The sequence below is a fragment of the Cupriavidus sp. 05L411 genome, assembly GCF_056398045.1.
Map to the genome: position 1 here is coordinate 50170 of NZ_JBFTOQ010000016.1, position 25948 is coordinate 76117.

Here is a 25948-nt window from a genome sequence, read left to right on the forward strand (position 1 = left end):
AAACAACGGGTCCCTCCTGAGTGTTCCTGCGGCATGGGCACTGCGCACCGCGTTGTAACCCCAGCTATGAATCTTGAAAGGGGTTCGCACCTTGCCCGCTGGCATTTCCCTCCGCGAGTTCGCGCGGCGTGACGGCTGCTCTGACACGCTAGTTCGCAAAGCTCTGAAAGCCAATAGGCTCAAGGCTTTCGAGGACGGCTCGCTTGATCCGGCGCTGGTCGGAACGGCTTGGCGCGAGGCGAATGCGAAGGGTGCGAACCCTGCGAACCCCGGTGCGAACAGTTCGCACCGGGTTCGCAGTTCGCGGCCTGTTCGCACCGAGCCGGCGATTTCCGATGGCGAGAGCCTGCATGAGGCGGCGAAGCGGCTAGCCGATTCCGGCGAGGTCAAGATGACCTACGCCGAGGCGCTAGAGAAAAAGGAAACGTACCTCGCGCTGCTCCGCCAGCTCGAGTACGAACAGAAGACCGGGTCGCTTGTCGAGTTCGATACCGCGCAAGCCATCCTTTTCGAGGAGTTCCGTGCGCAGCGTGATGCATGGCTGAATTGGCCGACGCGGGTAGGCCCGCTGTTGGCCGCTGATCTCGGTCTCGAAGCAGACAAGGTTACCGAGGCCCTCACCGCGCATGTCCACAAGCAAATCACCGACCTCGGTGAGCCGGAGGCCAATTTCACCGAACGAGAAGGCTGAACGGTTGCGGCTCGCCTGTCGGCGGGCATGGACACCTCCGCCACGCATCAGCGTGCCGGCATGGGCGGACAAGTATCGCAAGCTGGCGAAGGAGGCCGGCAGCACGTCGGGTAACTGGTCGACGTCGACCGTTGAGGTGGCGCGTGGCCCCATGCTGGCTGTCACCGAGCCCGGCGTCCACGTCATCACGACGATGGTCAGCACGCAGCTGCTCAAGACGGCACTGCTGGAGAATATTTTCGGGTACTTCGCCCACCTGGATCCGTGCCCGATCCTGCTGCTGCAGCCTAAGGAGGCCGCGGCAGAGCAGTTCAGTAAGGAGCGGATCAGCCCACTGATCCGTGTGACACCGGTTCTGCGGGATCTCGTCGGTACCAGCAAGACCCGCAACGCGGATGAGACGCTGCTGTTCAAGGCGTTCCCAGGTGGATTCCTGGCCCTAGCCGGCGCCGGCAGTCCGGACAACCTGGCGCGGCGCCCGGTGCGAGTGATCCTCGCGGACGAGGTCGATAAGTACCCTGTCACGCGGGAAGGTGAGCCGATCGCGCTGGCCGAAGAGCGTACGGCGACGTTCGGTGTGAACTGGCTCTCCGTCCGCGCCTGCTCGCCCACGGTTGAGGACGAGAGCCGGATCGAGAGCAGCTACAAGGACTCAGATCAGCGACGCGCATCGGTGGCCTGCCCGCATTGCGGGCACCGCATGTTCCTCGACTTCTTCAAGCATGTCGATTGGGACAAACGCCGCGATGAAAATGGGAATGTGCTCGAGCACTTCCCAAAGACGGCGCGCATTGCTTGCGAGTCGTGTGGCGAGATCTGGTCCGAAGGCGATCGCCTTCGTTCGTTGCGCTCAGTTCGATGGCATCAGACACGTCCATTTGAGTGCTGTGGAAATCGACATGTCCCGCTCGATGACTACGAGCGCGCCTGGCGCGGCCCGGAGGACGAGCGCTCTACCACAATAGAAGCGGCCTTGTCGGCCGTGTGGGATTGGTGGGAAAGCGACAGGTACGCAGTCTATAGGGCTAAGTGCCCTGATTGCGGGACTTGGCGGGTCGATAACGAGCATGCCGGCTTCCAGGCCGGGAAGCTCTACAGCCCGTGGCAGAAGGACAAACCGTCTGACATCGCAGCGAAGTGGCTTGCCGCTCAGGGCGACGAGGATAAGAAGCAGACCTGGTGGAATACCCAGGCCGGCTTGCCATACCGACCGAACTCGGGCAAGACGCTGCGCCTCGATGCGCTGCTCTCGCGGGGCGAGCGATGGCCGGCCGCAGTGCCTGACGGCGTTGCCGTCATCACCGTCGGTGTGGATACGCAGGACTACCGTTTCGAAGTTGAGGTGGTCGGGTGGGGTCGCAATGAAGAGAGTTGGTCGATTGCCTACGAGGTGATCGAGGGTGATATGGAAACGCCAGATCCCTGGGAGCGCCTTGATGCGCTGCTGAACCGGATTTGGCATCGCGCGGATGGCCGCGGCTTTGAGGCGATGGCCGTTTGTATCGACTCCGGCGGTCACCATACGCAGAAAGTCTATGACTTCTCGAAGGCCAGGCTTGGCCGGCGAGTGTGGGCGATCAAGGGGGAGTCGGCAGTTGCTGGCAAGCGGAACCCGGTTTGGCCGGTGAAGAAGCCGTCAAGGCGCACGAAGGCGTCCTTCCGCCCCGTCATCTTGGGGGTCAATGCGGCCAAGGACACGATCCGAAACCGGTTGCACGTCGAGGACCCGGGCGCCGGCTACATGCATTTCCCGAACGATCGGGACATCGGCTACTTCGAGCAGCTGACGTCCGAGCGCTCTGTCGTCAAAGTCGTCAGCGGCCAAAAATTCCGGGTGTGGGAGCTGCCGCCAGGGCGTGCCAATGAGGCCCTTGACTGCCGGGTCTATGCCTATGGTGCGCTCTGCGGCCTGACTCACCTCGGGCTCAAGTTGAACAAGCGCGCGGATGATATAGCCATCCCGTTGCAGATGGGCGGGGATGGCGTCTGGGCACCCCCAGCTACGGACGCGTCGCCGCCGGCGACGACGCCGGATGCAACGGCATCCCCGGCAGCAAACGCAAAACCTGCGAAGAAGTCTCTCGCCAGTCGCTTGGCATAGGAAAGAAATGGCCATCACGGACGGAATGAACACTGCCGACATGCAGTCGCGCTTGGCCGCCTTGCAGGCGGCCTACTTCGACCTGTCCATGGGCGGAAAGATCGTGACGGCCACCTACAACCAGGGCGACGGCACGAAGTCGGTCACGTATCAGCAGAGCGACATCGCGCAGATTCAACGCGGCATCCTCATGTTGCAGAAGGCACTCGGCATCATCTGCCACTATCCGCGGGCCCGAAGGATCTTGTTTTAATGCCATCCCTTATCGTCGACTCTAGCGGCAAGCCTTTCGGGGATCTGCCTGCCGGCGGTCGTGCGCGCGCTGATACTGGGCTGGGTGGTACGGTGCTCTCCGTGCCGCCGTACTCAAATGCGTTTCCCTATGAGGCGTCGAGCTATCAGACGCCCGAGATGGGGAACTGGCAGCCCTGGATTCGCTCGCCGGACTCGGAAATCAACCTGCACCGCGACCAGATGGTCGCGCGTCACAGGGATCTGGCGCGTAATGACGGCTGGGCGTCTGGCGGTGTCACCCGGATTCTCGACAACACGGTTGGTGCGCACCTACGGTTGTCGGCGAACCCCGACTATCTTGCCCTTTCGATGCTCGCTAAAGGGTTCGATGCGACCTGGGCCGATGAATTCCGCCGCGCCGTTGAGGCGCTGTGGCGCGGCTACTCCGAAGACCTTGGGCACTACAACGATGTATCCCGGGAGCTCACTATCTCGCAACAGCTGCGCCTCGGTTTGAGGCACAAGCTGGTCGATGGCGAAAGTCTGTTCGTCACATACTGGATGCCGGAGCGCATCGGCCGCGGTGCGGCTAAGTACGCAACGGCGTTCCTACTGGTTGATCCCGATCGTCTGTCGAATCCATATCAGATGATGGATACCAGGCAACTTCGCGGCGGCGTGGAGATCGACGAGAACGGCGTGCCGATCGCGTATCACATCCGGAAGGCCGAGCAGAACGACTGGTACAACGCCTACGAGTCGATGGTATGGGAGCGCATCGAACGCGAGGATCCGGATGGCTGGCGGCGTGTGATTCATGACTTTGAGCGTGATCGCGCCGGTCAGCACCGCGGCATCGGCATATTCACCCCGGTGCTCAAGCACGCGAAGATGCTTGCGCGGTACTACGGCGTCGAACTGCAGGCCGCTACGGTGGCGACGATCTTCGGCACGTACGTGACGAGCCCGTTTGATCCCAAGATGATCGAATCGGCGATGGACAGCGAGGGCGAAGATCTGGGCTTCTATCAGGACCTGCGTGCGGATTGGGCGAAAGAGCGGCCGGCGATGCTGAACAATGTTCGCGTGCCGACCCTGGCGCCTGGCGAAGAGATCAAGCAGGTAGCCGCTGCGCATCCGCATGACGGCTTCTCGGACTTTGCACACGAAATGCTCCGATCGATAGCTGCCGCGCTGGGTGTATCCGCGGAGCAGATCACGCAGGACTGGTCGAAGACAAACTACTCAAGCGCTCGCGCTGCATTGCTCGAGAGTTGGAAGACGCTATCGAGGCGGAACACTGAGTACAAGGTCGGAACTGCGACACCCATGTATGCAACCTGGCTTCAGGAGGGGATGGATCGCGGCGATCTGGATGACGTGCTCCCGCGCAATGCGCCCGATTTTGTCGAGGCAGCAACGGCATACGCACGCTGCGACTGGCTTGGCGTAGCGCGCGGCTGGGTTGACCCTGTCAAGGAAAAGCAAGGAGCGATCCTTGGCCTTGATGGTGGTCTATCGACACTGAAGCGCGAGTGTGCAGAGCAAGGCCTCGATTGGGAAGAAGTTTTGCACCAGCGCTCGATCGAAGTCGCTGAGTTCAAACGACTTGGCCTGCCTCCGCCGAAATGGTTTGGAGAGGCCGCAACGGAAGCTGCCGGGGAGCCACAAGCAGAATGAAAAGCTATCCATTTGCAGCAGCGCGGATCTTCGATGTTCCGTTGGCGATCCACCCATCGAAGGGGCAGGTGATTGCGAAGGCGCTCGCAAGCCGATTCGGCATCGGTGATGTCTCGTTTGCCGGCGACGCGCCGGTTATCGTCAAGCCGATGGCATATGACGATTGGGATGATGGTCCGACTGAGTCCTATGAGGAAACGCCCTACGATCTGAGCCAAGGTGTCRCAATCATCGACGTCTCTGGGACACTGGTCCAAAAGAGCAGTAATCTGCGGCCATATTCGGGGATGCTCGGATATAACGCAATCCGCTACAACTTCCTTGCGGCTCTGAATGATGACCAGGTCAAGGCCATTGTCCTGTCGGTGGATTCGCCTGGCGGCGAGGTGGCCGGCTGCTTTGACCTGGCCGACCTGATTTACAGCTCGCGGAGTGTCAAGCCGACGCTGGCAATCCTGAGTGAATGCGCATATAGCGCGGCGTACGCCCTGGCCAGCGCGTGCGAGCAGATCACGGTTCCCCGCACTGGTGGCACGGGTTCAGTAGGCGTGATTTGTATGCACATAGACCAAAGTAAGGCGATCGACAAGGCCGGTATTGCCGTGACAATCATCAAATACGGCGATCGCAAGGCAGACGGGAATCAATTTAGCCCGCTTTCCAAGGAGGCGCTGGAGCGATTCCAGGCCGACGTGGACGAAATGGGTGAGCTCTTCGTTGCTACCGTCGCCCGCAACAGAAATCTGCCTATCGAAATCGTTCGAAAGACGCAGGCCACAACGTTTCTCGGTGCCGCTGGCGTCGAGATCGGCTTTGCCGACGCCGTGATGGCGCCGGACGAAGCATTCGAATCCCTGCTCGTCGAGCTGGGCTGACACTCCCCACCCAAGAGGTTCCAAATATGAGTATTCGCACCCTCGCGGCGCGCGGGCTCTCGTTCGCCCATCTCGTCGGCATTTCCTCCCGCGCTGCTCGCGCAGAAAGTGAAGACGACGAGCGCAGACAGCGCGACGGCGAGTCGGACGATGACTATGCCAAGCGCATGGAAGACAAGGACAAGGAAGAAGAGGAGGCCCGCAAAGCCGAACAAGAGCGCAAAGACGAAGAGGCGAAGGCCGAGGAAGAGCGCAAGAAGGAAGAAGAGGCGCGTGCACGTGGCGAGAACGATGACGACACCGATCCGGACGCCGAAGACGACGATGAAGAAATGCGCGGAAAGAGCGCAGTAGCTCGCGCCCGGCTGCGTGAGCAAGCGCGTTGCGCTGCAATCTTCGCTTCCAAAGCTGCCGCTCGCAATCCCATGCTCGCGGCGAACCTTGCGTTCAAGACACGGATGACACGCGCTGAAGCGATCGCGACGCTCGAGGGCGCGCCGGCTCCCGCATCGGCAGCGCACGTCAACCGAGCATCGCGGAACCCGATCCTTGGCGCCGATGGAGGTGCCAAGCCGTCTCCTCAGCAAGCGTTGGCGGCTCGCTGGGACGCGAACCTTAAGGCCGCCAACCCGTCGAGCCGCCGCTAACCACTTCTGCCCCAAAGGAACTGAACCATGGGTAACCCCACTTACACGCCGTTTCAGGAGACACTCCACAACGGCGGCTTTATCGTCTCGCTGGCCAACGGCCATCAGTCCATCGATCAAGGCACGCTGACCGGTGGCGTCAAGGTATTGGCCGGCACCGTGCTCGGCACCGTCACTTCGGCGCTGACCGCAGCCGCTGCTGCACTTGGCGCAAACACCGGCAACGGCACGTTCGGCGCGATCACGCCGCAGGTTGCGCCGGCAACGATGATCGGCGTCTATAACGTCCTGTTCACCGCTGCGACGGCCTTTACGGTCACCGCGCCGGATGGCCAGACTGCAACAGGTTCGACAGGCGTCGCATTCAGCGCTCTCGGTATCGGCTTCACCATCACGGCCGGCGGCACCGCCTTCGTGGCTGGTGACACCTTCACGGTGACGACCACTGCCGCACCCGGTAACCCGGGCATTACTTCCGCCGCCGGCGGATCCAACACCGGTAACGGGACGATGGGTTCGCTGACCGCCGCTGGCTACGCTGCCAAGGTCGGTGTCTACGCTGTCGAGTTCGATGACGCGACGCATTTCATCGTGTCCGATCCGACGGGAGCGGAAGTCGGGCACGGAACGACCGGCGTTGCCTTCAAGGCGGGCGGCCTCTCGTTCACGATCACGGCCGGTGGCACGGCGTTCGTCCCTGGCGACAGCTTCGCGGTCACGGTCGCGGCTGGATCGGGCAAGTACAAGCCTTTCGACCCGGCCAACGTGGACGGATCGCAGGTTCCCAGCGGCATTCTGTTTGCCACCAAGGACGTCACGACCGCAGACAAGCCCTGCGCCGTGGTCGTCCGTCAGTGCGAGGTGAACGCATCTGAACTGGTCTGGCCGACCGGCATGAGTGCCGCCGCGATCGCCACCGCCGCCGCGCAATTGAAGGCCCTCGGCATCCAGCCGCGGTAACACGCAATTGATCTGACCAGCAAGCCGCCCACGGGCGGCGTTTTCGTTTCCGTAATTCAATAGGCCGCCAGCGAGGCGGCTTTTCTTTTTCCAAAAAGGAACAAGCCATGGCTGGCGAAATCATTGACATCTTCAACAGCGACGCCTTCAGCGCATTGACCCTGACACAAGGCGTGCAGCGCAACCCGTACCAACCGGGCGCACTGGGCCGCATGAACATCTTCGATCCCAATCCGATCCGCACCACTGCGGTGTCGGTCGAAGAGCGTACCGGTACGCTGAAGCTCATCGGCTTCAGCGAGCGCGGCACCGAAGGCACGCAGCGTACGACCGAGAAGCGCAAGATGCGCTATTTCGACGTGCCGCGTCTGATGCACGACGACACGATCCACACCTACGAAATCCAGAACATCCGCGAGTTCCCGGAAGGTCCGACTGGCCAGATCGTGACCGTGCCGATGCAGCTCGAGCGCGAAGTGGCACGCCGTTTGGCCGGTCCGACCGGCCTGCTGGCCAGCGTCGAGTACACGAAGGAATACCTGCGTCTCGCTGCAGTGCAAGGCCTGGTGCTTGATCCGAAAGACGGCTCTGTCCTGTACAACTGGTTCGACGAGTTCCAGATCACGCAGGCCGCGGAAACGGCGTTCAACCTGTCGGCTGGAACGCCGAACAGCCTTCGTCCTATCGTCAACGGCGTCAAGCGCACGATGGCTCGCAAGGCCCAAGGTGCGTTCACTCAGACCACGTCGGTCATGGGGCTGTGCGGTGACACGTTCTACGACCAGCTCACGAATCACCCCGACGTGATCCGCACGTTCGTTAACTTCGAAGATGCGCGCCGGCTGCGCGATGACAGCTTCGGTGATGCATTCAATGCTGTCGAGTTCGATGGCATCACCTGGGTGAACTACCGCGGTTCGGACGACAACTCGACCATCAAGATTCCAGACGACAAGGTCAAGTTCTTCCCGGTGAACGCACCAGGCATCTTTCAGGAAGTTCTGGCCCCGGGCGAGTCGGCGGAGTTCATCAACCAGCCTGGTGCGCCGGTGTATGTGCTGCCGATCGTAGATCGCGATCGCCGCATGTGGTGGAAGATGGAGGCGTACTCGTACCCGCTGTACCTGTGCACTCGCCCCGAGGTTCTGCTGAGCGGCCGCGCGGGGTCGTAATGCCTATCGACTGGGATGGCTTGGTGCTGGGGCCAAGCATGAAGACCTTCGGTGAGCCGGTGAAATACATGCCGGCCGCCGGCGGGGCCTTCTCGATAACGGGTGTATTCGACGATGCTTACCTCAAGGAAGTGATGTTCGAGGATGCATCGACGGGTGTGACCGAAGTCAGTGCGGTCCTCGGCATCCAGCTTTCCCAGTTCCCGGCGAAGCCTCTTCAGAGCGACAAGCTTTCGGTGTTGAGCGTCAACACGACCTACGTCGTGCGCGACGCGCGCCCGGATAGCCACGGCGGCATGAAGTTGCTGCTCAGCAAGGTTAGCTCGCCATGACCACCTCCGCAGAGTTGCGTGGCCTGTTCGTGGATGCGCTGAAGGGTGCGACTGATGCGGGCCAGGCTGTCTATTCGCCATTCGATTGGCCGACCGCACCGACCGCTTACCCTTCGATCCTGGTGCACGCTCGCAAGGAGCGAAAGGTGTCGCTGGGGCCCAATGCTCCGCAGTTCGATGTCTACACCACGTTTGAAGTCATAGCGCGTACTAAAGCTCCGGCCGGTCCGGCGGACAGTGGTTCGGCGGTGGCGCTTGCGGCGGCGGAAAGGCTGAGGGCGCAGATCGAGGTAGCCCTGATCAATAACCCAGCCATTTGGTTGGATGCTGCGTTCGGTCAGCGAGTAGAGCAGTTCACATCCATCGACTCCGACATCAACACTAGCTCGGAGGGCGACATGCCGATAGCCGAGCTATCGCTGCATATCGAAGCCAAATTTTACCAGGGGCCTGAAGACTTCTATTCGGTTCCAGTGGCACCTCTGCAGACCGTGAATATCCACTTCGATGCCGTGGAGCCATTCGATGCCCGCGGACAGTATCCCGACCCGCCATTCCCTGATGCCGTTCAGCCTGGTGCACCTGTCACGCTCAGTGACGGTTCGTCTGTTGTGCTGGCGGACGGAGAGCAGGTAACGCAAGAGCAGCGCCTGTCCGGACCCGATGGCCGAGACGAGGGCGCACTGACGATCACGCTTCCTCAATAGGTGCACCCCATGAAGATCAAACCAGCCCCGGGACTGAAAGTTCGAGACCCGGTGACGAAGCAATTCATCGGTGACGAGCATGAGGCCGACGAGCGCGACCTGTATTGGCATTGCCGCCTTCGCGATGGCGACGTGGTGCCGGCCGACTCACAAGAAGAGCCGGTCGATCCGGTGACCTCGCGAAATAGCGGAGCGAAAGCATGACGATTCCATTCAAGAATGTCCCACAGAACCTGCGGGTCCCACTGTTCTACGCTGAGCTGGACAATAGTAGGGCGAACACCGGCGCTGGCACCCAGCGCGCGCTTATCATCGGCCAGGTGACATCGGGCGGCACGGCAGTGGCGAACACCCCGCAGATTTCGCAGGGCGCGACCGAAGCGAAGGCGGTGGGCGGCCAGGGCTCCATGCTGGCGCTGATGACCGCCGCGTATCGCGTCGGAGATCCGTTCGGCGAGGTGTGGTACTTGCCGCTGGCGGACGGTGGTTCCTCGGTTGCCGCGACGGGTGCGCTGGCATTCACTGCGCCAGCTACCGCGACGGGCGTTCTGTCGCTCTATATCGCCGGCACCTTGGTCTCCCTGATCGTCACCGCCAGTCAGACGATCGCACAGTTGGCCACCGCGTTGGCGGCGGCGATCAATGCAAACGCGGATCTTCCGGTGACTGCCGCTGTCGACGGTACGGTCGCGTCGAAGGTCAATATCACCGCGAAGAACAAGGGGCTGGCCGGCAACGACATCGATCTGCGCCTGAACTATCGTGGGGCGCCCGGCGGTGAAGTCATGCCGGCCGGACTCACCACAACGATCACTGCGATGGCCGGCGGACTGGTCAATCCCGATTTGACGGCCGGTCTTGCCAACTTGCTTGACAAGGAGTTCGATTTCATCGCTTTACCGTACACGGACACTGCGTCGCTTGATGCGATGAAGTCGTTCCTCAGCAGCACCACGGGTCGCTGGAGTTGGAGCAAGCAGCTGTATGGCGGCGCGTACGGTGCGAGTCGCGGAACGCTCGGCACGCTGACCACGTTTGGCACGGCGCGAAACGACGAGCACATGTCGATCATGGGCTTCAATGACTCGCCGACGCCCAATTGGATCTGGGCGGCGAACATTGCCGGAGCAGTGGCAGTGTCGGCCCGCGCCGATGCCGCGCTGCCGTTGCAGACGCTTGTTCTCGCCGCGGTACTGCCCCCGCCGCTTCAGTCGCGTTTTGCGCTCACCGACCGCAATGTGCTCCTGTGGGATGGTATTTCCACCTTCACGGTGGCCGCCGACGGTACGGTGGCGATCGAGAATCTGATCACCACGTACCAGTTGAACAGCTTCGGCCAGCCCGATAACAGCTATCTGCAGGTAGAGACGCTTTTGACGCTCCAGTTTGTTCTGCGCGAGCTCAAGACTGACATCACAAGCAATTTCTCTCGCGTGAAGCTCGCAGCAAATAGCACTCGCTTCGCGCCTGGCTCCTCGATCGTGACGCCGAACACCATCAAGGCCAGTCAGATCGCGAAGTACCAAGATCTTGAGTACCGCGGCTACGTTCAAAAGAGCGATGAGTTTGCAAAAGCGCTGATCGTCGAGCAGAACGCGACGAACCCGAGTCGGGTCGACATTCTCTACCCGGGCGTGTTGATCAACCAGTTGCGGATCCTCGCGTTGCTCTTCCAGTTCCGGAATGGCTGATTCACTACGCAAACTAGGAGCCGATGAATATGGCAGATAACACCAATCGCATTGCCGGGACGGCGAACCTTACCGTCAATGGCAAGAGCTACATGGTTGCGGGCGATTTTGAGTACAACCCATCAAAGGTGACACGCCAGACGCTATCCGGCCAGGATGGCGTTCATGGGTACAGCGAAACGCCCCGGCCGGGCTCGATCTCGGCCACGCTGCGTGACGCCGGCGGCCTGACAGTCGCGGACCTGAACGATATGACTAACGTTACGGTCGTCACCGAGCTTGCCAACGGCAAGACCATCATCGGTAGCAACATGTGGACTATCGAAGATCAAACAGCCAAGTCTACCGACGCGACCATTGAGGTCAAGTGGGAAGGCCTGCGCGTCACGGAGAACTGAAATGGATCAACCCGAAGAAAAAGTCATCACCCTGCGGAAGCCTGTCGTGCTCGGCGCCGGCGACAACGCCATCACCTATGAAAAGCTGACTCTCCGTGAGCCCATGGCCGGCGAGCTGGAGAAGGCCTGGGGATCGGCCAGCACAAACGCCGGTATCAGCATCACCCTGATCAGCCTGGTCGCAGGCATCCCCCGGAGCGCCGTGCAGAAGATCGGACAACGCGACCTGAAGGAGGCGAGCGACTACCTCGGGGGTTTTACCGAGGATGGCCCGGAGACTGGACTGACGGAGTAGCGGAGGTCACAAAGTACTTCGGGTGGGGCCCAAACGAAGCGTGGCAACTGCCCCTCACGCGCCTGCTCTGGTGGAGCGAGCAGATGAAACGCATGCTTAAGCCCCCCTCCTGATGGCCAATACCTTCACGATCACCATCGCCGCGGTTGATCGCGCGACCGCTACGGTCCGTAAGATCAACCAGTCTATGGCCCGGCTCACGAGTCCGGTGCGCGACCTGGGCCAATCTCTTGGGAACCTCGGGCGCGAGGTGGGCATTGATAGGGTCAGTCAGTCCCTGGGCAAGGTCGCTTCGTCGGCACGCAGCGCCGTTTCTGGTGTGACGTCGCTCGTGCCTGCATTGGGTGTGATCGGCAGTGCTGCCACCGTCGCTGGCATCGGCGCGCTGGCGAGCAACTGGGGGAAGCTGGGGGCAGAGATCGCTCGGACATCGGCGGTCTTGGGCGTCTCAACGTCGGATCTGCAGGCCTACCAGGCTGCGGCTCGGCTGGCTGGTGGAACGGCTGAGGATATGACCAGCAGCCTGAAGTCCTTGGGGGATACGTTGGAGGACGCCGCCTTCAACCGGAATCCCCAGGCATTGGTGTTGATGAACCAGCTCGGCATCAGCATGACGAAGACGAAGGATGGAGCGGTGGATGCCACTCGTGCATTGCGCCAGGTGGCCGAAGCAATCGCACGGCAGAAGGGGAACGTGCAGGCCCAGCGTCTCATTGCGCGTACGTTCGGTGTCGAGCAGTTGCTGCCAATGTTGCAGAAGGGGGCGGCCGGCATTGAGGCCTACGTTGCTCAGGCGCGTTCTCTGGGTACCGTGATGGGTCCTGACAAGATCGCCGCTGCCAAGGAGTATGCCCAGAACATGACGAAGCTGGATCTGGCGATCGATGGTCTCAAGTCATCGGTCGGGAATGCGCTGATTCCAGCTCTGTCACCTCTGCTGCAAGATCTGTCTGAATGGGTCACGATCAATCGTGACCTGATCGCGACCAACGTTGGCGAGTTCGTCAAGGATGTTGCGACGTGGATAAAGAGTGTCGATTGGGGCAAGGTCACTAAGGGTACCGGCGACTTCGTAGACGCTCTCGGTGGTGTGAAGGGGGTGGCGATCGCGATTGCGGCAATCACCTTCGCAGCGCCAATCGCTGGCGTCGCCACGTTGATCGGGAGCCTGTCCAAGCTAGCCTTGGTCGCCATCCCGGCCGCGGCGAAGGGATTGGCTGCACTTGGGGGTGTTGGGGCCGCTGGTCTGGGTACTTTGGGCACTGGTGCCGTTGCCGGTGCCGCTGGATACGGCTTGGGCAGCCTGATCCGCCCCCAGTTTGATGACTACGTGAAGTGGGCATCCGGTGGCGAGCGCTGGTCATTGCGCGATTACTTCACCGGCACCAATCGTCACGCGCTTAAGGACACCGGCGGCTACACGCAGGAAGAGATCGACAGCGTGAAGTCTGGCGGTGGCGTACGCCTAAGCGCCGACGCGAGGAGTCGCTTGGCGGCCGGCGAGGAGCGAAATGCGTCGCCGGCCGGTGCTGGTGGTCAGAAGGGCTCTGACTTGTTTTCCCGGCTCGAGTCCCAATACGGCTTGCCTTCCGGCTTGCTAGATAGCGTCTGGGCCACCGAATCTAGCCGTGGGACTGGCAAGATGGTTTCGCCTGCTGGCGCCAAGGGTCATTTCCAGTTCATGGATGCCACGGCGAAGCAATACGGCGTGACGAACCCTTTCGATCTTGGGCAGTCCGCGACCGGCGCAGCCAAGATGTACAGCGATCTGCTTAAGTCGACTGGTGGCGATCTACCTAAGGCTCTCGCGGCCTACAACTGGGGGATCGGCAACGTTCAGCGTCAGGGCATCGAGCATGCGCCGGCGGAGACCCAAGGCTACATCAAGAAGGTCATGGCCGGTATGGGCGCCGAGGCGCCGATGTCCTCGGTCTACGCAAAGTCGCCAGATGCTGCTGGCACGCCCGGCCGTGCCAGCGCATCGGGCTCGTCTGACGGCTATGCCGGCAAGGCGCTGGTAGAAATCGTGCTGACCGGAGCCCCGCAAGGGACGCGAACCAGTGTCAAGTCGACCGGCAATGTTGAGGCCACGACCCGCGTGCGGGATTCCATGCTGACAGACAACGTGGTGTAAGAATGGGTCAGGCGAAAGTCTTGAATGCGATCGGCAGCATTGGCGGCGCCGCGTCGGCTTTGTCTAACCTGGCCGGCGCGCTGGGCGGTGGCTTGCCGGGGGCTTGGCGTTCCGCGCTCCGCCAGGCCTCGTACAAGGGCGTCCCGTTCGGTGTTTTTGGTGGTGAGCTGACCTTTGGTCGGCGAAATTCCGTCCATCAATACCCTCAGCGCGACGGCGTTTGGGTTGAGGATCTCGGTCGGAACGCGCGCCTGTATCACCTGAGTGCCTTCTTGGTCGAAGGTAGTGCGAAATATGGTGGCGGTGGGGTTGTCGGTCAGCGCGACCGGCTGATCAAGGCCTTCGAGACTGCAGGTGACGGGGAGCTCGTGCATCCGACCCTCGGCAGGGTGAAGGTGTCTGCCCTGGAGGCGCACTGTCTCGAACGCTGGGATGCTGGTCGCTTCTTTGAGGTGACGCTGACCTTCATCGAGGCGGGGGAGCGAAAGTACCCGGCAGCCGTGACTTCTACTGCCGATGCGCTCAGCGCCGCCGCGCAGGGGCTGAGCGTGGCTTCTCTCATTGCATTTGTCAGGGACACGGCGTCAGCAGTGATGTTGGGCGCAGCAATCGTTCAGCAGGCCGTTTCCACGGCGCTAGGCTGGTACGCGGCTGCGGTGAGCCTGGTTCACGACGTGAAACGGTTCTTTGGGGCAGTATCGACGCTTGTGGGTAGCTTTGGGCGCCTTTTTGGGGGTGGGAATAGCGGGTATTCAGCTGCCAAGAAGGCCGTTCGGGCGCCATCGTCTGTCGATCAGCTGATCCGGAATGATGCTGCCGCTCGGACCGTCGTGACGCAGGCGGGGGCCGCGCTGGTGGCCGCTGCTGGCAACGTAACAGACACGGCAACGTTCGGAGCGGCCACGCAGAGCATGGCCGCGGCCTTGGCGGTCTCGGCGGTCGACCCTGCCGATCGCATCCGATTGCTGATCAACTTGTCTGGCTATCAGGCGTCAGCACCGACGACGTCGTCCGCCATTGGCGCAGGTATGGCCACGATGCAGGACGCATGCAACAGCCTGTTCCGGCGAGCGGCCATCGGGCAGCTGATCACGGCCTCCGGTAGCTATCAGCCGACTTCGTGCGATGACGCGGCGGCGATGATCGATGTGATGGCCGGCGTGCTGGATGCCGAGATCACTGCAGCGGCGGACCAGGGTGCCGACGAGGTGTATCTGGCGCTGCTGGACGCCAAGAAGGCTGTCGTCGCGGATTTGAAGGCGCGCGGCGGAGATTTGGCGGCTGTGACCACATATGCCTTCAGTGCCAGCGTGCCCGCATTGGCGCTAGCGCAGCGCATTTATCGAGATCCAGGCCGAAGCGACGACCTGGTGACGCAGGCGGATCCGGTCCACCCGGCTTTCATGCCGACCACTTTCACCGCGCTCTCTTCCTGATTCGATTCCGAATGGCAGATGACAACTTCCCGGACGAGGCCCTCCTCGTAGTCGGAGAGCAGCAGCGCGCGTTAAAGGGGTGGAAGCAAATCCGGATCACCCGCGGTATTGAGCGGCTGCCGTCCGATTTCAGCATCAGCATGACGGAGCGCTTCATCTCCGGCGAGGAGGTGATCGTCAGCCCGGGCGATCCCTTCCGGCTCTTGCTTGGTGGCGACATCGTTGTGACGGGGTTCGTGGACACCGTGACGGCACAGTTCGATGCGCAGTCACATAGTGTAGCCGTGGCCGGCAGAAGCAAGTGTGCGGATCTCGTTGACTGCGCTGCCGAGTGGCCTGGCATGCAGATCGTCAACAGCAACATCGAGCAGATCGCAAAGCAGTTGGCCGTGCCATATGCGGGCCTGGGCATCGAATGTGACCTCACTGATTTGCCGACCGTGCAGCAGCTCAACATCCTGCTCGGCGAAACGCCGTTCTCGATCCTTGAGCGCGTGTCGCGGTACAGCTCAGCGTTGGTGTACGACAACCCGGATGGAAACCTGGTGATCACCAGGGTGAGCGATCAGCAGGCGGCCGGTGGGTTCGCCGAAGGGATCAACGTGGAGGGCGCGCGCAGCGCCTTCTCGATGCTGGATCGATTCTCGGAGTACATGGCGGTCCAGCAAGCGCTCGACATGCTGTCGGATCTGTCCGGCGGCAGCCTGAACGTGATCACTAAGGTAGCAGATACCGGCGTTGGGCGTCGCCGGCAGCGCGTCATCGTGGCGGAGAACCTCAGCGCCATTGGCATCGAGGTGACTCAGCGCCGCGCAGTCTGGGAGATGAACCGAAGGATCGCGCGTGGCGCGGCCGTTACGCTGACCACGGACTCGTGGCGGGATGCAGCGGGCGCCCTGTGGGAGCCGAACACCCTCGTGCATGTGACGCTCCCCACAATCAAGGTGCCCGATGCCACTTTGCTCATAGGTGAGGTGACATATCGCCTCGACGACACGGGCACACATGCGGACCTGGTGCTGATGCCGCCCGATGCCTTCGCGCCTGAGCCGTTCCAGCTTCAGCCGCAATTCGCCGACGTGATCGGCACCGACGTCAGGGGAATTCAATGAGGCAGGCACTCGAAGCGCTCGGCGCGCGGGTCCGCATGCTCGTGGGGAGAGGGCGTATCACAACCGGGAACGATGCAGGCGGCGTGCAACAGCAACAGGTCAAGTTGGCTGACATTGAGACTGGCGATAACCGGCCTCGGATTGCCGAGTTCGGCTTTACGTCGATGCCGCCAATTGGATCGGATGCCGTGGTGGTGTTCTTGGCTGGTGATCGCTCCGCTGGCGTGGTCATCGGTACCAATCACCAGGCGTCGCGGCCCAGGAACCTGAAGCCGGGTGAGACGATGATCTTCAGCCTGGATGGCAAGTGCGTCTATCTGTCAGACGCTGGCATCCGGGTTGATGCGAAAGGCCAGCCGGTCGACGTGTCGAATGCATCTGTCGTCACCGTTGATGCGGCGTTGCTCCGCTGTACTGGGGATATTCAAGACAACTACGAAACCAACCCTCACACGATGGCGGAAATGCGTGCGATCTATAACACGCACGATCACAACATCGAAGAAGTGCAGACCGGCACTAGCACCGTCACCTCCAAGCACCCGAACCAGACCGAATGAGCGATACGACCACCGTATGGAACGTCAGCCGGTCCCGCGGGGACTGGGTGATCGTCGGCGCTGTCCTGCAGACCGGCAACGACTTGTCGACGGCCATCCTGATCTCGGCCTTCACCGATAGGGTAGCTAACGCCGACGACGTGATCCCGGACGGATCGAATGATCCGCGGGGCTGGTGGGGTGATCTTGGGGAGGCCGTACCGATCGGATCACGGCTGTGGCTCCTCGAGCGCGCAAAGCAGAACGACGACACGCTGCAGCGTGCTTATGACTACCTGACCGAGTGCCTTCAGTGGCTGCTCGATGACGGCGTCGTCGCCAAGTTTGACATCCTGGTGGAATGGACTCGGGAGAGCATGCTCGGCGCGCAGATTCTGGCCTACCGAAAGGACGGCACCACCGAAACGACGGCCTTTACCTGGGCATGGAACGGAATTTCTTGAGATGCCATATTCTCGCCCGACACTGACGCAGCTCCGCACTACTGTCGCTGCAGACATTGCCGCTGCATTGGGAGGCACAGATCCGCTTCTGCGGTTCTCGAATCTTGGCATCATGGGCACCGCCCAGGCCGGACTTGCGCACCTCCACTATGGATACCTCGACTGGATCTCGAAGCAGGCCGTTCCGTACACGGCGACCGGGGAGTATCTGGAGGCGTGGGGTGCACTGAAGGGCGTCTATCGGAAGGACGCTACGGCCGCCGGCGGCCAGGTCATCCTGTCTGGCGTGGTTGGCACGCTGATCAGCGCTGGCACGAATGTGGTCCGCGGGGATGGTAGGACTTACACGATTCAAGTTTCGGTGACCATTGGGGGTGACGGAACTGCCATCGCAACCGTAGTTGATCAAGCGGCCGGCGCGGCCGGCAACTGTGCTGCCGGTACCGTGATGTCACTGAGCATGCCCATTGCCGGCGTGCAGTCGAACGGCGTCGCTGCGGCGGCCTTCACCGGTGGCGCCGATGTCGAGCTGGATGACGATTTCCGGGGGCGGGTGCTGTCCGCCTTCCAGCAGCCGGCAGAGGGTGGGAATGAGGGCGACTACGTTCGCTGGGCAACAGCTGTCCCCGGCGTCACGCGTGCGTGGTGCGCGAGAAACGGGTTCGGTACCGGGACGGTCGTGGTCTACATCATGCTCGACCAGGCCAACGCCATCAGCGGCGGGTTTCCGCAAGGGACTGATGGCGTAGCAACAGATGAGTCGCGATCTGCAGTCAAGGCGACCGGGGATCAGTTGACGGTAGCGAATGCCATTTTCTCCCCGCAGCCCGTGACGGCGTTGGTCTACTTGGTGGCGCCGATAGCAACTGCGATCAATTTCACCATCGCTGGACTCTCCGGCGCCAGCTCGACCACCAGGGCATCAATCTTGGTTGCGATCGCAGATGTCCTGCTACGCAAAGGCAAGCCGGGTGGCACCGTGAATCTGTCAGACATCGAGTCGGCAATTGCCGCTGTTCCCGGCACGTCTGGATTTGTGATCACGGCGCCGGCCGGAAACATCGTCTGCAGTACGGGGCACCTGCCGATCCTGGGCACCATCACCTATTCCTGAGATCGGCATGCTCGCTCCGGTTTTGACTTCTGCGGACTACCTGCGCGCGTTTCAGGCACTCATGCCGCGCGGACGCGTTTGGAATACCGATCCCGATTCGATTCAGACCAAGACGGCGGCTGGTCTGACGGTTTCCTATGCGGTACAGACCGCTCGAAGCAACAATCTCTTGATCGATGCGTTCCCGGCGACAACGTATGAGTTGCTGCCGGAGTGGGAGTCGACGTTAGGGCTGCCAGACCCCTGTGCGGGGCCATCAGCATCCGTCCAGGAGCGGCGGCAGCAAGTGGTAGCAAGGCTGTCCAACAGCGGTGGCCAGTCTGCGGGCTATTTCATTGGTCTAGCCCAAAAGCTCGGCTACGAGGCGGAGGTTGAGAATCACGCGCCGTTCCGATGTGGGCAGAGTTGCGCGGGTCAGTCCGTCGGTTCGACGGATTGGTTCTTCACTTGGACGCTGCATGCGCCTTCGGCATCGATAACGCGCTTCCGGGCGGGGCAGTCTACGGCGGGCGAGGCGCTTGGCGCCTGGGGGAATGCGGTTCTTGAGTGTGAGATCGAGTCCGCGGCTCCTGCTCACTCCATTGTTCTGTTTGCCTACGATCTGCCCATTCCGGTGGTCACCTATCTAGGGGCGCCGGTAGTTATTGGTGGCGGGGCTCCGGTTGTTGCACTCTAAGGATTCATCCAGATATGTATCAGATCGACAATTCGTCCGCGGCAACTTCGCAGCCTGCGTCGACCGCGCTGGGAACGCCAGGCTTCTTTACCGACGGGAATCCGGCAACAGGAACCCCCGCCACCATCGTGCCCGCGGAGTGGCTGAATGCCGTGATGCTGGAGCTGGCAAATGTCGTGACCGGCGCGGGGCTCACCCTCAACAAGGCGGCGTTCAACCAACTCTTGTTGGCGATCAGGGCAATTGGAAAGCAGTCAGTCATTCTCGCGGACACCGGCGCAGTCAACGCTTATGCCGCAGCCAATTCGACGCCGCTTGTCTCCGGTACGCTTACGCATGGCGTGCGCCAGTCGGTACAGATCACGAACGCCAATACTGGCGCTTCGACCTACGCCCCAGATGGCCTCGCAGCAAAGCCGATCTATGGCCTGAACCTCTCGCCTCTACAAGGCGGGGAGCTTCCCGTGGGTGGTGTCGCAAACATGATCTATATGGTCAGCGCTGCGATCAACTCCGGCAATGGCGCATGGATCCTTCTCGAGTGCACGGGGGGGGCGCTGCAGGTTCCTGCGGCTACGCAGAGCAATCAGGCAGTGAATTTGGGCCAGTTCGCCGCAGTCTTATCGGGAAATGGATACACGAAACTGCCGAACGGCTTGATTCTGCAATGGGGGGCTGTCGTTGCCACTCCGGGTGGAGTTGCTGTGCTATTCCCGATTGCGTTCCCCAATTTTGCCTATGCGGTCGTGCCTGGAAACAACGGAGCGACGAGCTCGTACATCTGGACAAGCTATCCGTTCGCGTTGTCGGGTTTCACCATATATTCAAGCGCGACGACGGATCAAAGCAGCTGGTTCGCCATCGGGCGATAAGGGGGAAATATGGGAAAGAAGTTCGCAGCATACGACGCTCAGGGCACCATTACCGCCTTCTATGACGACGAGGATAGCCCGGCGCCTGAAGGTGTCTCGGCAATCGAGATCACTGATGATCAATGGCAAGAATGCCTCTGCACCCCGGGCCATAAGGTTGTGAGAGGCGACCTGGTGGCGCCGCCTCCGCCAACTGCCGCGAAACTGCTTGCAGACGCGCAGCTCGCCCAGATCACCATTCTCAACAATGCATGCGCTGCGGCCATCGTGGCGGGCTTTTCCTCGCCTGCCCTCGGCGCGATGCATACCTACCCGTCGAAGATGACGGACCAGCAGAATCTATCGGCCTCCGTTCTCGCGTCTCTGATGCCGGGCCTCGCAGCAGACTGGGTGACTCCGTTTTGGTGCGCTGATGCCTCGGGTGCGTGGTCGTACGCCGACCACACTGCGGCGCAGATCCAGCAGGTCGGCCAGGATGGCAAGGCGGCGATTCTCGCGTGCCTGACGAAGAAGGCTCAGCTTGCCTCGCAAGTTGATGCCGCAACGGCGGTAGCTGCCGTCCAGGCCGTCGTGTGGGACTGATATGAGCCGCGCCAAGCTGTTCCTCATCTGCCTGCTTTGCGCGGTCACAGCGCCCGTGCTGCTGATCGCCATGGCCTGCCAGGCGGTGTTCGGTTCGACGGACCGCGCGCTGAGCATGGCGATTGCCTACGACGTCTGCGGCAATGCCCTGTTTGGCGGTAGCGAGGGCGAAACGATCTCCACGCGTACAGGCAACGGCCTGATCGCTGACAAGCGCTGGGCGAAGCTCGTAGCGCCAGTCATCGACGCACTGTTCGGAGCCGGGCACTGCCTGTCGAAAGCGACGATCACTCGGTAAGCAAATCACACCATCGCATCAAGCCACCTTCGGGTGGCTTCTTTCATTTGGAGGCCCCGAAATGGCCGGGAAACAGCTCAAAGATTTCGACAGCGCCGGCGCGATCTCCGACGCCGACATCCTCTATGGCGCGCAGCTCGGTGCCGAGAAGAAGGTCACCCGAGGCGCTGCTGCGGCGTCTCCGTACTTCGCAACCTTCGCCGCGCTGACCGCAGCGCTGGCAGCTGGCCAACTCACTCTGCCGCGCCTGGTCATGGTCACTGCTGACGAGACCAAGAACGGCACGCCGGCCATGTACTTCATCGACGCCAGTGGCCTCGGCTACTGGGGCGCCTTTGTGCGGAGCTTCTAAGACATGACGACCACAGTATTCTTCCCGGCCGGTGCGCCGAACCAATCCGTCGGCGGCACGCTGGCGAGCGTCAATGATGCCGTCACGCTCGCCACCGATTCTCTCGGCAGCGTTGACTTCGCGCTGGCCGGCACGCCCGTAGGCGCCACGGTGGCATTCGAGGGCACCTCGGACGGAACCACCTGGTACGCCATGAAGGCCTACCCGAAGGTGCCTGGCGCAGCAGGCAGCACGACGGCCAATGCCGCCGGCAGCTACAACGTCACGGTCGGCGGTGCGGCGAAGGTCCGTGCGCGGCTGACGGCGATCACGTCCGGGTCATTCACTTGCGTGGCGAATGGGACTATCCAGGCCGGGCACGTTGGGGTTAAGAACGGTAACGCAGCAGACTTGCAGGTCAATCCCCAGGATCTCGGCGCCGCGCCAATGCAGGTTGCTCAGCAGCGCGATTTGCTTATGCAAGGCATCGCGTTCAATTCCGGTCCGGCCACGCTGTTCACCCTGGACATGACCGGCTACGACAAGCTGTCGGTTATGTTCTTTGGCGGAAACTCGGTCGCATCCTTCTCGTTCGAGGGCGCAAACGATCTATCGCAGGCCAATTGGGAGGCGCTCTCCGCCGAACCCGATAACGCGAACTACGCTCCGATTCCATTGCGTAGTTTCAAGCCAAATACAACCGGTCCAATGTCATGGACGGTTGATAAGCGCACTCGGTTCATCCGACTGCGCTATGACCAGCAGGGGTCTGGAGTCTACGCTTGGCGGGCCTCGGCCAGTCTGGGGCAACTGAGTCGCAGAAGTGCGCCTTCTGCAGAATCGTCGTGGTCCTACGCGGCAGGATCTGGCGGAATCGTGAACACGAGTGCGGTTGTGGCGAAGGCAGCCGGGCAAGCGGGCGAACGTCAGTACATCAAGTCGGCACAATTCTCCAATTCTGGCGCAGCAGGCACGGAAGCAATGATCCTTGATGKGGCCGCAGTGCTCTGGCGTGGCTGGGTGCCTGCAGCTACTGGCTTGCCGGCCATCCTATTCGATCCGCCGCTGCGCGGATCGCCTGCGACTGCCGTGAATGTCCAACTGAGCTCGGGCACTACGGTGGCCGTGTACGCGAATATTCAAGGGGTGACCGCACAATGAGCACTCAACTCAATCTCTCCGACCAGAATCGCGGCTATTCCCCGAGCATTGTCGGTTGGGGTGATAGCCTTACTGCAGGAACTGGCGGCACTCGAAGCTATCTGCAGTGGCTTTCCGATTTGCTGGCGAACCGCGTAATGACAAACCAGGGTATCGGCGGACAGACCTTTCAGCAGATCGCGCCGCGCCAAGGTTCAGCACCCGCGCTTCTCACATTGTCAGGAAACGCCTTTAACGGAACTGCCGCTGTACCAGTCACGTTGGCATCGCCGCAGCTTTTGTCCACGCCAGCCGACAACAATACGCGGGTAGTATCCGGCCTGCTGGCCGGGGTGCCTTGTTACCTGACGCGCACGGCGAGCGGCGGCCCGCCGTCGACCACAGAAACGTACACCGTTACGCCGTTTCTGACCTCAGCCGTGGCCGTGCCGGCAAACACACCGTTCTATCCGGACGACGGCCTCAACGCGCGCCATCAGATTCAGTTGCTCTGGCTCGGGCGCAACAATACGCCGACATTCGTCGGCCTGAGCGACGCCATCGATGCGTGCATTGGGTATATGGGTACGCCGCGCCGTAATCTGGTGCTCGGCGTCCTGAACGCGTTGAACGAGACGATTGGCGGCGCGAACTACAGCGCCATCGTTGCGCAGAACGCAGACGCGGCTGCGCGTTGGCCGACTCAATTTGTCGCCATGACGCCGCCGACGGCAGAAGAAATGGCGACACTCAGCTACACGCCAACCACGCAGGACAACACCGACATTACGAACGGCACCATTCCGACCGGGATGCGCTTCGACAATGTGCATTTGAACGACGTGGGGTATCGATTGATCGCATTGCGGTGCTTTCGCAAGATCGCAGCGCTGAACTGGTAATCAAGGCGTGCCACAGCCCGCCACGAGCGGGCATCCTCCGGAGCAAAAAAGTCCCGCCAGGCACGGAATGCCCGGCGGGGATACGAATTTGCACCGTGCCCAGCGGAGGGCTGCGACGCGAGATTTAAGGCTGGCAGGGCGCGGGGCTTGGGACTGTCAACAATTGTCACGGCGGCCTGCCGCTGCGCTAGCGACGCTTTCCGGAGAAGGCAGATCCGTTGACCACGCGCTGAAGCATGTCGATACGACCATTCTTGCGTGTCGAGGCTGATGGTAGTGGCGCAATGATCGGGCCGAGCTTTGGGCTCTTCTCGGCCTGGGAACATCGCCCAGGCGGCCTTCTTGTCTTGGGTCGGTGATTCGTCGGAGGGGCGCTCAACGATCTGGCTCCGGGGATGCTGGCGGCGGGACTGGACCGCGCTTCGCCGCCGCCGATGGGTCGCCCAACAGAACTCGAAGGTCGTCTTCAAGGGCTCGTAGCGCCTCCGGGATATTGCCCTGCGTGAGTTCCCATGCCTTTAGCTGCATGTCAAATTTGTGCTTATCGCGATCCGCTCCGCTACCGAGCGGCTGAAACGCGTAGACGCTGAATTCGAAGAACAGCTGCTTTATTTGCCCTATAAACGCGGAGAGAGCATCGCAGGCAGCGGCCGGGAGATAAATCCGGTTCTTTTCGAAGAACCGATAGAAGTCAACAATGCTCTTGAGCGTGGCGTGCTTCTTTTCCTCCATGCTTGGCTCTCCAACGAGCTGCATGGGCTTCACGTAGGATTCAAGATTCCAGAGAATTTCGGCGAGGAGAGCATATGCTTCCGCGATCGTCTCAGCTCTCTTTTCATGAAGGCGGGCGAACCGAATCTGATGCTCGCTAGCGCTGCGCTGGAGTTCGCTCTTCAGCTGTTCAGCAGCTAGGTCGTACTTTGCCTTCAACTCAAGCTCGAAGGATTTCGCGTTACGCGATAGCTCCGCATCTTGCCTCCGAACTTCGCGACTGAGCCACTGGGTCAAGAGGGTCTTGCTCAGGTAGGCGAGAACCCCGATCAGGAACGAAGGGCCGCCGAAGCCAATCAGAATTGTTTGCCAGAGTTCCACGCATTTTCTCACTGAATGTCATCGAAGCTACGGAGTTTAGTACGACTCCTGAGCCGACTAGCCCGCCCCGAGCGGGCATCTTCTTTTCCGGGGTCACAAATGTCCGAACCAATCAGCGGCGGTGCCGCAGCCGGCGCGGCGGGCGCTGCTGCCTTCAAAGCTTTCGGCGGTCCGGCGGCGGTTGCCGCCGGCGCATCCGGTCTCGCCGCCCTCGTAGTGATGATGATGATGACTCCACGAAGCCCAAGAGAGTGGGCGGTAGGGCTGATCTCTACCGTCGTATCCAGCGTAGCCGGCGGCGCGGCCGTCGTGCAGAAGTTCGGGCTGCAGGCCTGGACGCACGACTACATCGGCTTGGTGGCGCTGTTCGGCGTGGTCTTTGCCTGCGGCCTGCCGGGCTGGGCCATCGTTCGCTGGCTGTTCAACTTCATCGAGCGCCGGCGCGACAAGGACCTGGCCGAGGTGGCGGGGGAAGTGCGCGACGCGGTGACTGGGGGCAATCATGGCTGACCTTCTTGTCACTGCCGCGCAGCTGCACGCCATCATGCCGCTGGCCGGCGCGCGGGCCGATGCGTTCGCGGTACCGCTGGCCGCTGCGATGCTGCAGTTCGAGGTGAACACGCCCACGCGCTCGGCTGCCTTCCTGGCCCAGGTCGCGCACGAGTCGGGGCAGTTGCGCCTGCTGCGCGAGATCTGGGGGCCGACGCCTACCCAGCGCCGGTATGAGGGCAGGGCGGACCTCGGCAACGTCGAGCCAGGCGACGGCAAGCGGTTCATGGGGCGTGGCCTGATCCAGGTCACCGGCCGTAAGAACTACCTGCTGTGCGGCTTCGGGCTGCACCTAGACCTGCTGACGCAGCCCGAGCTGCTCGAGCAACCTGCGCACGCGGCGGCGTCTGCCGGCTGGTACTGGCACACCCACAACCTGAACCGCTTTGCCGATGCTGGTGACTTCGTGGGCCTGACGCGGGCCATCAATGGCGGGATCAACGGCGTCGCCGAGCGGCGTGCTTTCTGGGCGAAGGCCAAAACTGTACTGGAGGTTGCATGAGCAAAGCCAAGATCGTTCGGGACAGCGAGGGGCTGTTCTATGGCATTCGTTTCGATTGCCCTGGGTGCGTATGGCCTGATGGCGCGCCCATGGCGAAGGTGCTGCCCGTGAGCTGGCTGCCGCCCGGCGAGACCGAGGAATCGCCGCACGTTGCCGGCAAACCGCATTGGTCTTTCAACGGCGATTTCGAGCGTCCCGTGTTCGGTCCCAGCGTACTTCAAACATGGGGCGAAGGGGAGCGGCATCGGTGCTGTCATTCGTTCGTCGGCTGCAATGGCGCGGCACCGGGCCAGATCATCTTCCTTGGCGACTGCACGCACTCGCTCGTCAGTCAAACGGTAGAGCTGCCCGAACTGGGCTGATCCACCCCACATCACCACCAGCCCTGCCGCGCGCGGGGATTTTGCTTTTCTGAGGCCCCT

Annotated in this window: 31 protein-coding genes; 30 read left to right on the forward strand and 1 reads right to left on the reverse strand. The window is 61.7% G+C overall.

The window, feature by feature from the left end:
• Positions 1 to 73: 73 nt before the first annotated feature.
• The 27 genes from AC1DQR_RS20030 to AC1DQR_RS20160 all read left to right on the forward strand — a co-directional run bounded on the left by AC1DQR_RS20030 (position 74) and on the right by AC1DQR_RS20160 (position 23383).
• A complete protein-coding gene (locus tag AC1DQR_RS20030; protein WP_477133634.1) occupies positions 74 to 691 on the forward strand; it encodes a hypothetical protein in 618 nt (205 codons plus the stop codon).
• Positions 627 to 2792 carry a phage terminase large subunit family protein gene (locus AC1DQR_RS20035; protein ID WP_477133635.1) on the forward strand — a complete coding sequence of 722 codons (2166 nt, stop codon included), beginning with the start codon at positions 627 to 629 and terminating at the stop codon, positions 2790 to 2792. The genes AC1DQR_RS20030 and AC1DQR_RS20035 overlap by 65 nt, the downstream gene beginning before the upstream one ends.
• A gap of 7 nt (positions 2793 to 2799) precedes the next feature.
• Entirely contained in the window at positions 2800 to 3045 is a 246-nt protein-coding gene (gene gpW, locus AC1DQR_RS20040) for a gpW family head-tail joining protein (RefSeq protein ID WP_477133636.1), read from the forward strand.
• On the forward strand, positions 3045 to 4706 hold the full coding sequence (locus AC1DQR_RS20045) for a phage portal protein (RefSeq protein ID WP_477133637.1): 1662 nt from the start codon (positions 3045 to 3047) through the stop codon (positions 4704 to 4706). Before gpW ends, AC1DQR_RS20045 begins: the two co-directional genes overlap by 1 nt.
• Positions 4703 to 5581, forward strand: a complete 879-nt coding sequence (locus AC1DQR_RS20050) for a S49 family peptidase (RefSeq protein WP_477133638.1) — start codon at positions 4703 to 4705, stop codon at positions 5579 to 5581. Before AC1DQR_RS20045 ends, AC1DQR_RS20050 begins: the two co-directional genes overlap by 4 nt.
• 26 nt (positions 5582 to 5607) lie before the next feature.
• On the forward strand, positions 5608 to 6228 hold the full coding sequence (locus AC1DQR_RS20055; RefSeq protein ID WP_477133639.1) for a hypothetical protein: 621 nt from the start codon (positions 5608 to 5610) through the stop codon (positions 6226 to 6228).
• 27 nt (positions 6229 to 6255) lie between these two features.
• Positions 6256 to 7188 (forward strand): head decoration protein, encoded by a 933-nt coding sequence (locus tag AC1DQR_RS20060; RefSeq protein WP_477133640.1) that lies wholly within the window; start codon positions 6256 to 6258, stop codon positions 7186 to 7188.
• A 107-nt stretch (positions 7189 to 7295) separates the two neighbouring features.
• Positions 7296 to 8360, forward strand: a complete 1065-nt coding sequence (locus AC1DQR_RS20065; RefSeq protein WP_477133641.1) for a major capsid protein — start codon at positions 7296 to 7298, stop codon at positions 8358 to 8360.
• Positions 8360 to 8692 (forward strand): head-tail joining protein, encoded by a 333-nt coding sequence (locus tag AC1DQR_RS20070; RefSeq protein ID WP_477133642.1) that lies wholly within the window; start codon positions 8360 to 8362, stop codon positions 8690 to 8692. The genes AC1DQR_RS20065 and AC1DQR_RS20070 overlap by 1 nt, the downstream gene beginning before the upstream one ends.
• Complete coding sequence (locus AC1DQR_RS20075) at positions 8689 to 9399, forward strand: ABC transporter permease (RefSeq protein WP_477133643.1); 711 nt, start codon at positions 8689 to 8691, stop codon at positions 9397 to 9399. The genes AC1DQR_RS20070 and AC1DQR_RS20075 overlap by 4 nt, the downstream gene beginning before the upstream one ends.
• Positions 9400 to 9408: 9 nt before the next feature.
• A complete protein-coding gene (locus AC1DQR_RS20080; RefSeq protein WP_150983282.1) occupies positions 9409 to 9603 on the forward strand; it encodes a DUF2635 domain-containing protein in 195 nt (64 codons plus the stop codon).
• On the forward strand, positions 9600 to 11090 hold the full coding sequence (locus tag AC1DQR_RS20085; protein WP_477133644.1) for a phage tail sheath subtilisin-like domain-containing protein: 1491 nt from the start codon (positions 9600 to 9602) through the stop codon (positions 11088 to 11090). Before AC1DQR_RS20080 ends, AC1DQR_RS20085 begins: the two co-directional genes overlap by 4 nt.
• Positions 11091 to 11119: 29 nt before the next feature.
• Positions 11120 to 11488 carry a phage tail tube protein gene (locus AC1DQR_RS20090; RefSeq protein WP_477133645.1) on the forward strand — a complete coding sequence of 123 codons (369 nt, stop codon included), beginning with the start codon at positions 11120 to 11122 and terminating at the stop codon, positions 11486 to 11488.
• Position 11489: 1 nt separating this feature from the next.
• Entirely contained in the window at positions 11490 to 11783 is a 294-nt protein-coding gene (locus tag AC1DQR_RS20095) for a phage tail assembly protein (RefSeq protein WP_477133646.1), read from the forward strand.
• A gap of 112 nt (positions 11784 to 11895) precedes the next feature.
• On the forward strand, positions 11896 to 13917 hold the full coding sequence (locus AC1DQR_RS20100) for a transglycosylase SLT domain-containing protein (RefSeq protein ID WP_477133647.1): 2022 nt from the start codon (positions 11896 to 11898) through the stop codon (positions 13915 to 13917).
• A gap of 20 nt (positions 13918 to 13937) precedes the next feature.
• A complete protein-coding gene (locus AC1DQR_RS20105) occupies positions 13938 to 15353 on the forward strand; it encodes a DNA circularization protein (protein WP_477133648.1) in 1416 nt (471 codons plus the stop codon).
• 11 nt (positions 15354 to 15364) lie between these two features.
• Positions 15365 to 16465 (forward strand): phage baseplate assembly protein, encoded by a 1101-nt coding sequence (locus tag AC1DQR_RS20110; protein WP_477133649.1) that lies wholly within the window; start codon positions 15365 to 15367, stop codon positions 16463 to 16465.
• Complete coding sequence (locus AC1DQR_RS20115; protein WP_477133650.1) at positions 16462 to 17025, forward strand: phage baseplate assembly protein V; 564 nt, start codon at positions 16462 to 16464, stop codon at positions 17023 to 17025. Before AC1DQR_RS20110 ends, AC1DQR_RS20115 begins: the two co-directional genes overlap by 4 nt.
• Entirely contained in the window at positions 17022 to 17468 is a 447-nt protein-coding gene (locus AC1DQR_RS20120; RefSeq protein ID WP_477133651.1) for a phage GP46 family protein, read from the forward strand. Before AC1DQR_RS20115 ends, AC1DQR_RS20120 begins: the two co-directional genes overlap by 4 nt.
• A 112-nt stretch (positions 17469 to 17580) precedes the next feature.
• The gene (locus tag AC1DQR_RS20125; protein ID WP_477133652.1) at positions 17581 to 18582 is read left to right on the forward strand and encodes a baseplate J/gp47 family protein; all 1002 of its coding nucleotides are present in this window, start codon (positions 17581 to 17583) and stop codon (positions 18580 to 18582) included.
• A gap of 7 nt (positions 18583 to 18589) precedes the next feature.
• Positions 18590 to 19258, forward strand: a complete 669-nt coding sequence (locus AC1DQR_RS20130; protein WP_477133653.1) for a YmfQ family protein — start codon at positions 18590 to 18592, stop codon at positions 19256 to 19258.
• Between the two features lie 14 nt (positions 19259 to 19272).
• On the forward strand, positions 19273 to 20130 hold the full coding sequence (locus AC1DQR_RS20135; RefSeq protein WP_477133654.1) for a gp53-like domain-containing protein: 858 nt from the start codon (positions 19273 to 19275) through the stop codon (positions 20128 to 20130).
• 9 nt (positions 20131 to 20139) lie between these two features.
• Positions 20140 to 20712, forward strand: a complete 573-nt coding sequence (locus AC1DQR_RS20140; protein ID WP_477133655.1) for a DUF4376 domain-containing protein — start codon at positions 20140 to 20142, stop codon at positions 20710 to 20712.
• Between the two features lies 1 nt (position 20713).
• The gene (locus AC1DQR_RS20145; RefSeq protein ID WP_477133656.1) at positions 20714 to 21010 is read left to right on the forward strand and encodes a hypothetical protein; all 297 of its coding nucleotides are present in this window, start codon (positions 20714 to 20716) and stop codon (positions 21008 to 21010) included.
• Positions 21011 to 21071: 61 nt separating this feature from the next.
• Positions 21072 to 21362, forward strand: a complete 291-nt coding sequence (locus AC1DQR_RS20150) for a hypothetical protein (protein WP_477133657.1) — start codon at positions 21072 to 21074, stop codon at positions 21360 to 21362.
• A 3-nt stretch (positions 21363 to 21365) separates the two neighbouring features.
• Positions 21366 to 22502 (forward strand): hypothetical protein, encoded by a 1137-nt coding sequence (locus AC1DQR_RS20155; RefSeq protein ID WP_477133658.1) that lies wholly within the window; start codon positions 21366 to 21368, stop codon positions 22500 to 22502.
• Entirely contained in the window at positions 22499 to 23383 is an 885-nt protein-coding gene (locus tag AC1DQR_RS20160; protein WP_477133659.1) for an SGNH/GDSL hydrolase family protein, read from the forward strand. Before AC1DQR_RS20155 ends, AC1DQR_RS20160 begins: the two co-directional genes overlap by 4 nt.
• 375 nt (positions 23384 to 23758) lie before the next feature.
• Here AC1DQR_RS20160 and AC1DQR_RS20165 read toward each other — a convergent pair whose 3' ends face one another.
• The gene (locus AC1DQR_RS20165) at positions 23759 to 24475 is read right to left on the reverse strand and encodes a hypothetical protein (protein WP_477133660.1); all 717 of its coding nucleotides are present in this window, start codon (positions 24473 to 24475) and stop codon (positions 23759 to 23761) included.
• A gap of 99 nt (positions 24476 to 24574) precedes the next feature.
• Between AC1DQR_RS20165 and AC1DQR_RS20170 the strand changes: the two genes are divergently transcribed.
• Genes AC1DQR_RS20170 through AC1DQR_RS20180 form a run of 3 tightly spaced genes read left to right on the forward strand, consistent with a single transcriptional unit; the run spans position 24575 to position 25888 of the window.
• A complete protein-coding gene (locus AC1DQR_RS20170; RefSeq protein WP_416048930.1) occupies positions 24575 to 24985 on the forward strand; it encodes a hypothetical protein in 411 nt (136 codons plus the stop codon).
• Complete coding sequence (locus tag AC1DQR_RS20175) at positions 24978 to 25526, forward strand: glycoside hydrolase family 19 protein (RefSeq protein WP_477133661.1); 549 nt, start codon at positions 24978 to 24980, stop codon at positions 25524 to 25526. Before AC1DQR_RS20170 ends, AC1DQR_RS20175 begins: the two co-directional genes overlap by 8 nt.
• Positions 25523 to 25888: a hypothetical protein gene (locus tag AC1DQR_RS20180; protein ID WP_477133662.1), complete on the forward strand. Its 366-nt coding sequence runs from the start codon at positions 25523 to 25525 to the stop codon at positions 25886 to 25888. The genes AC1DQR_RS20175 and AC1DQR_RS20180 overlap by 4 nt, the downstream gene beginning before the upstream one ends.
• Positions 25889 to 25948 lie beyond the last annotated feature (60 nt).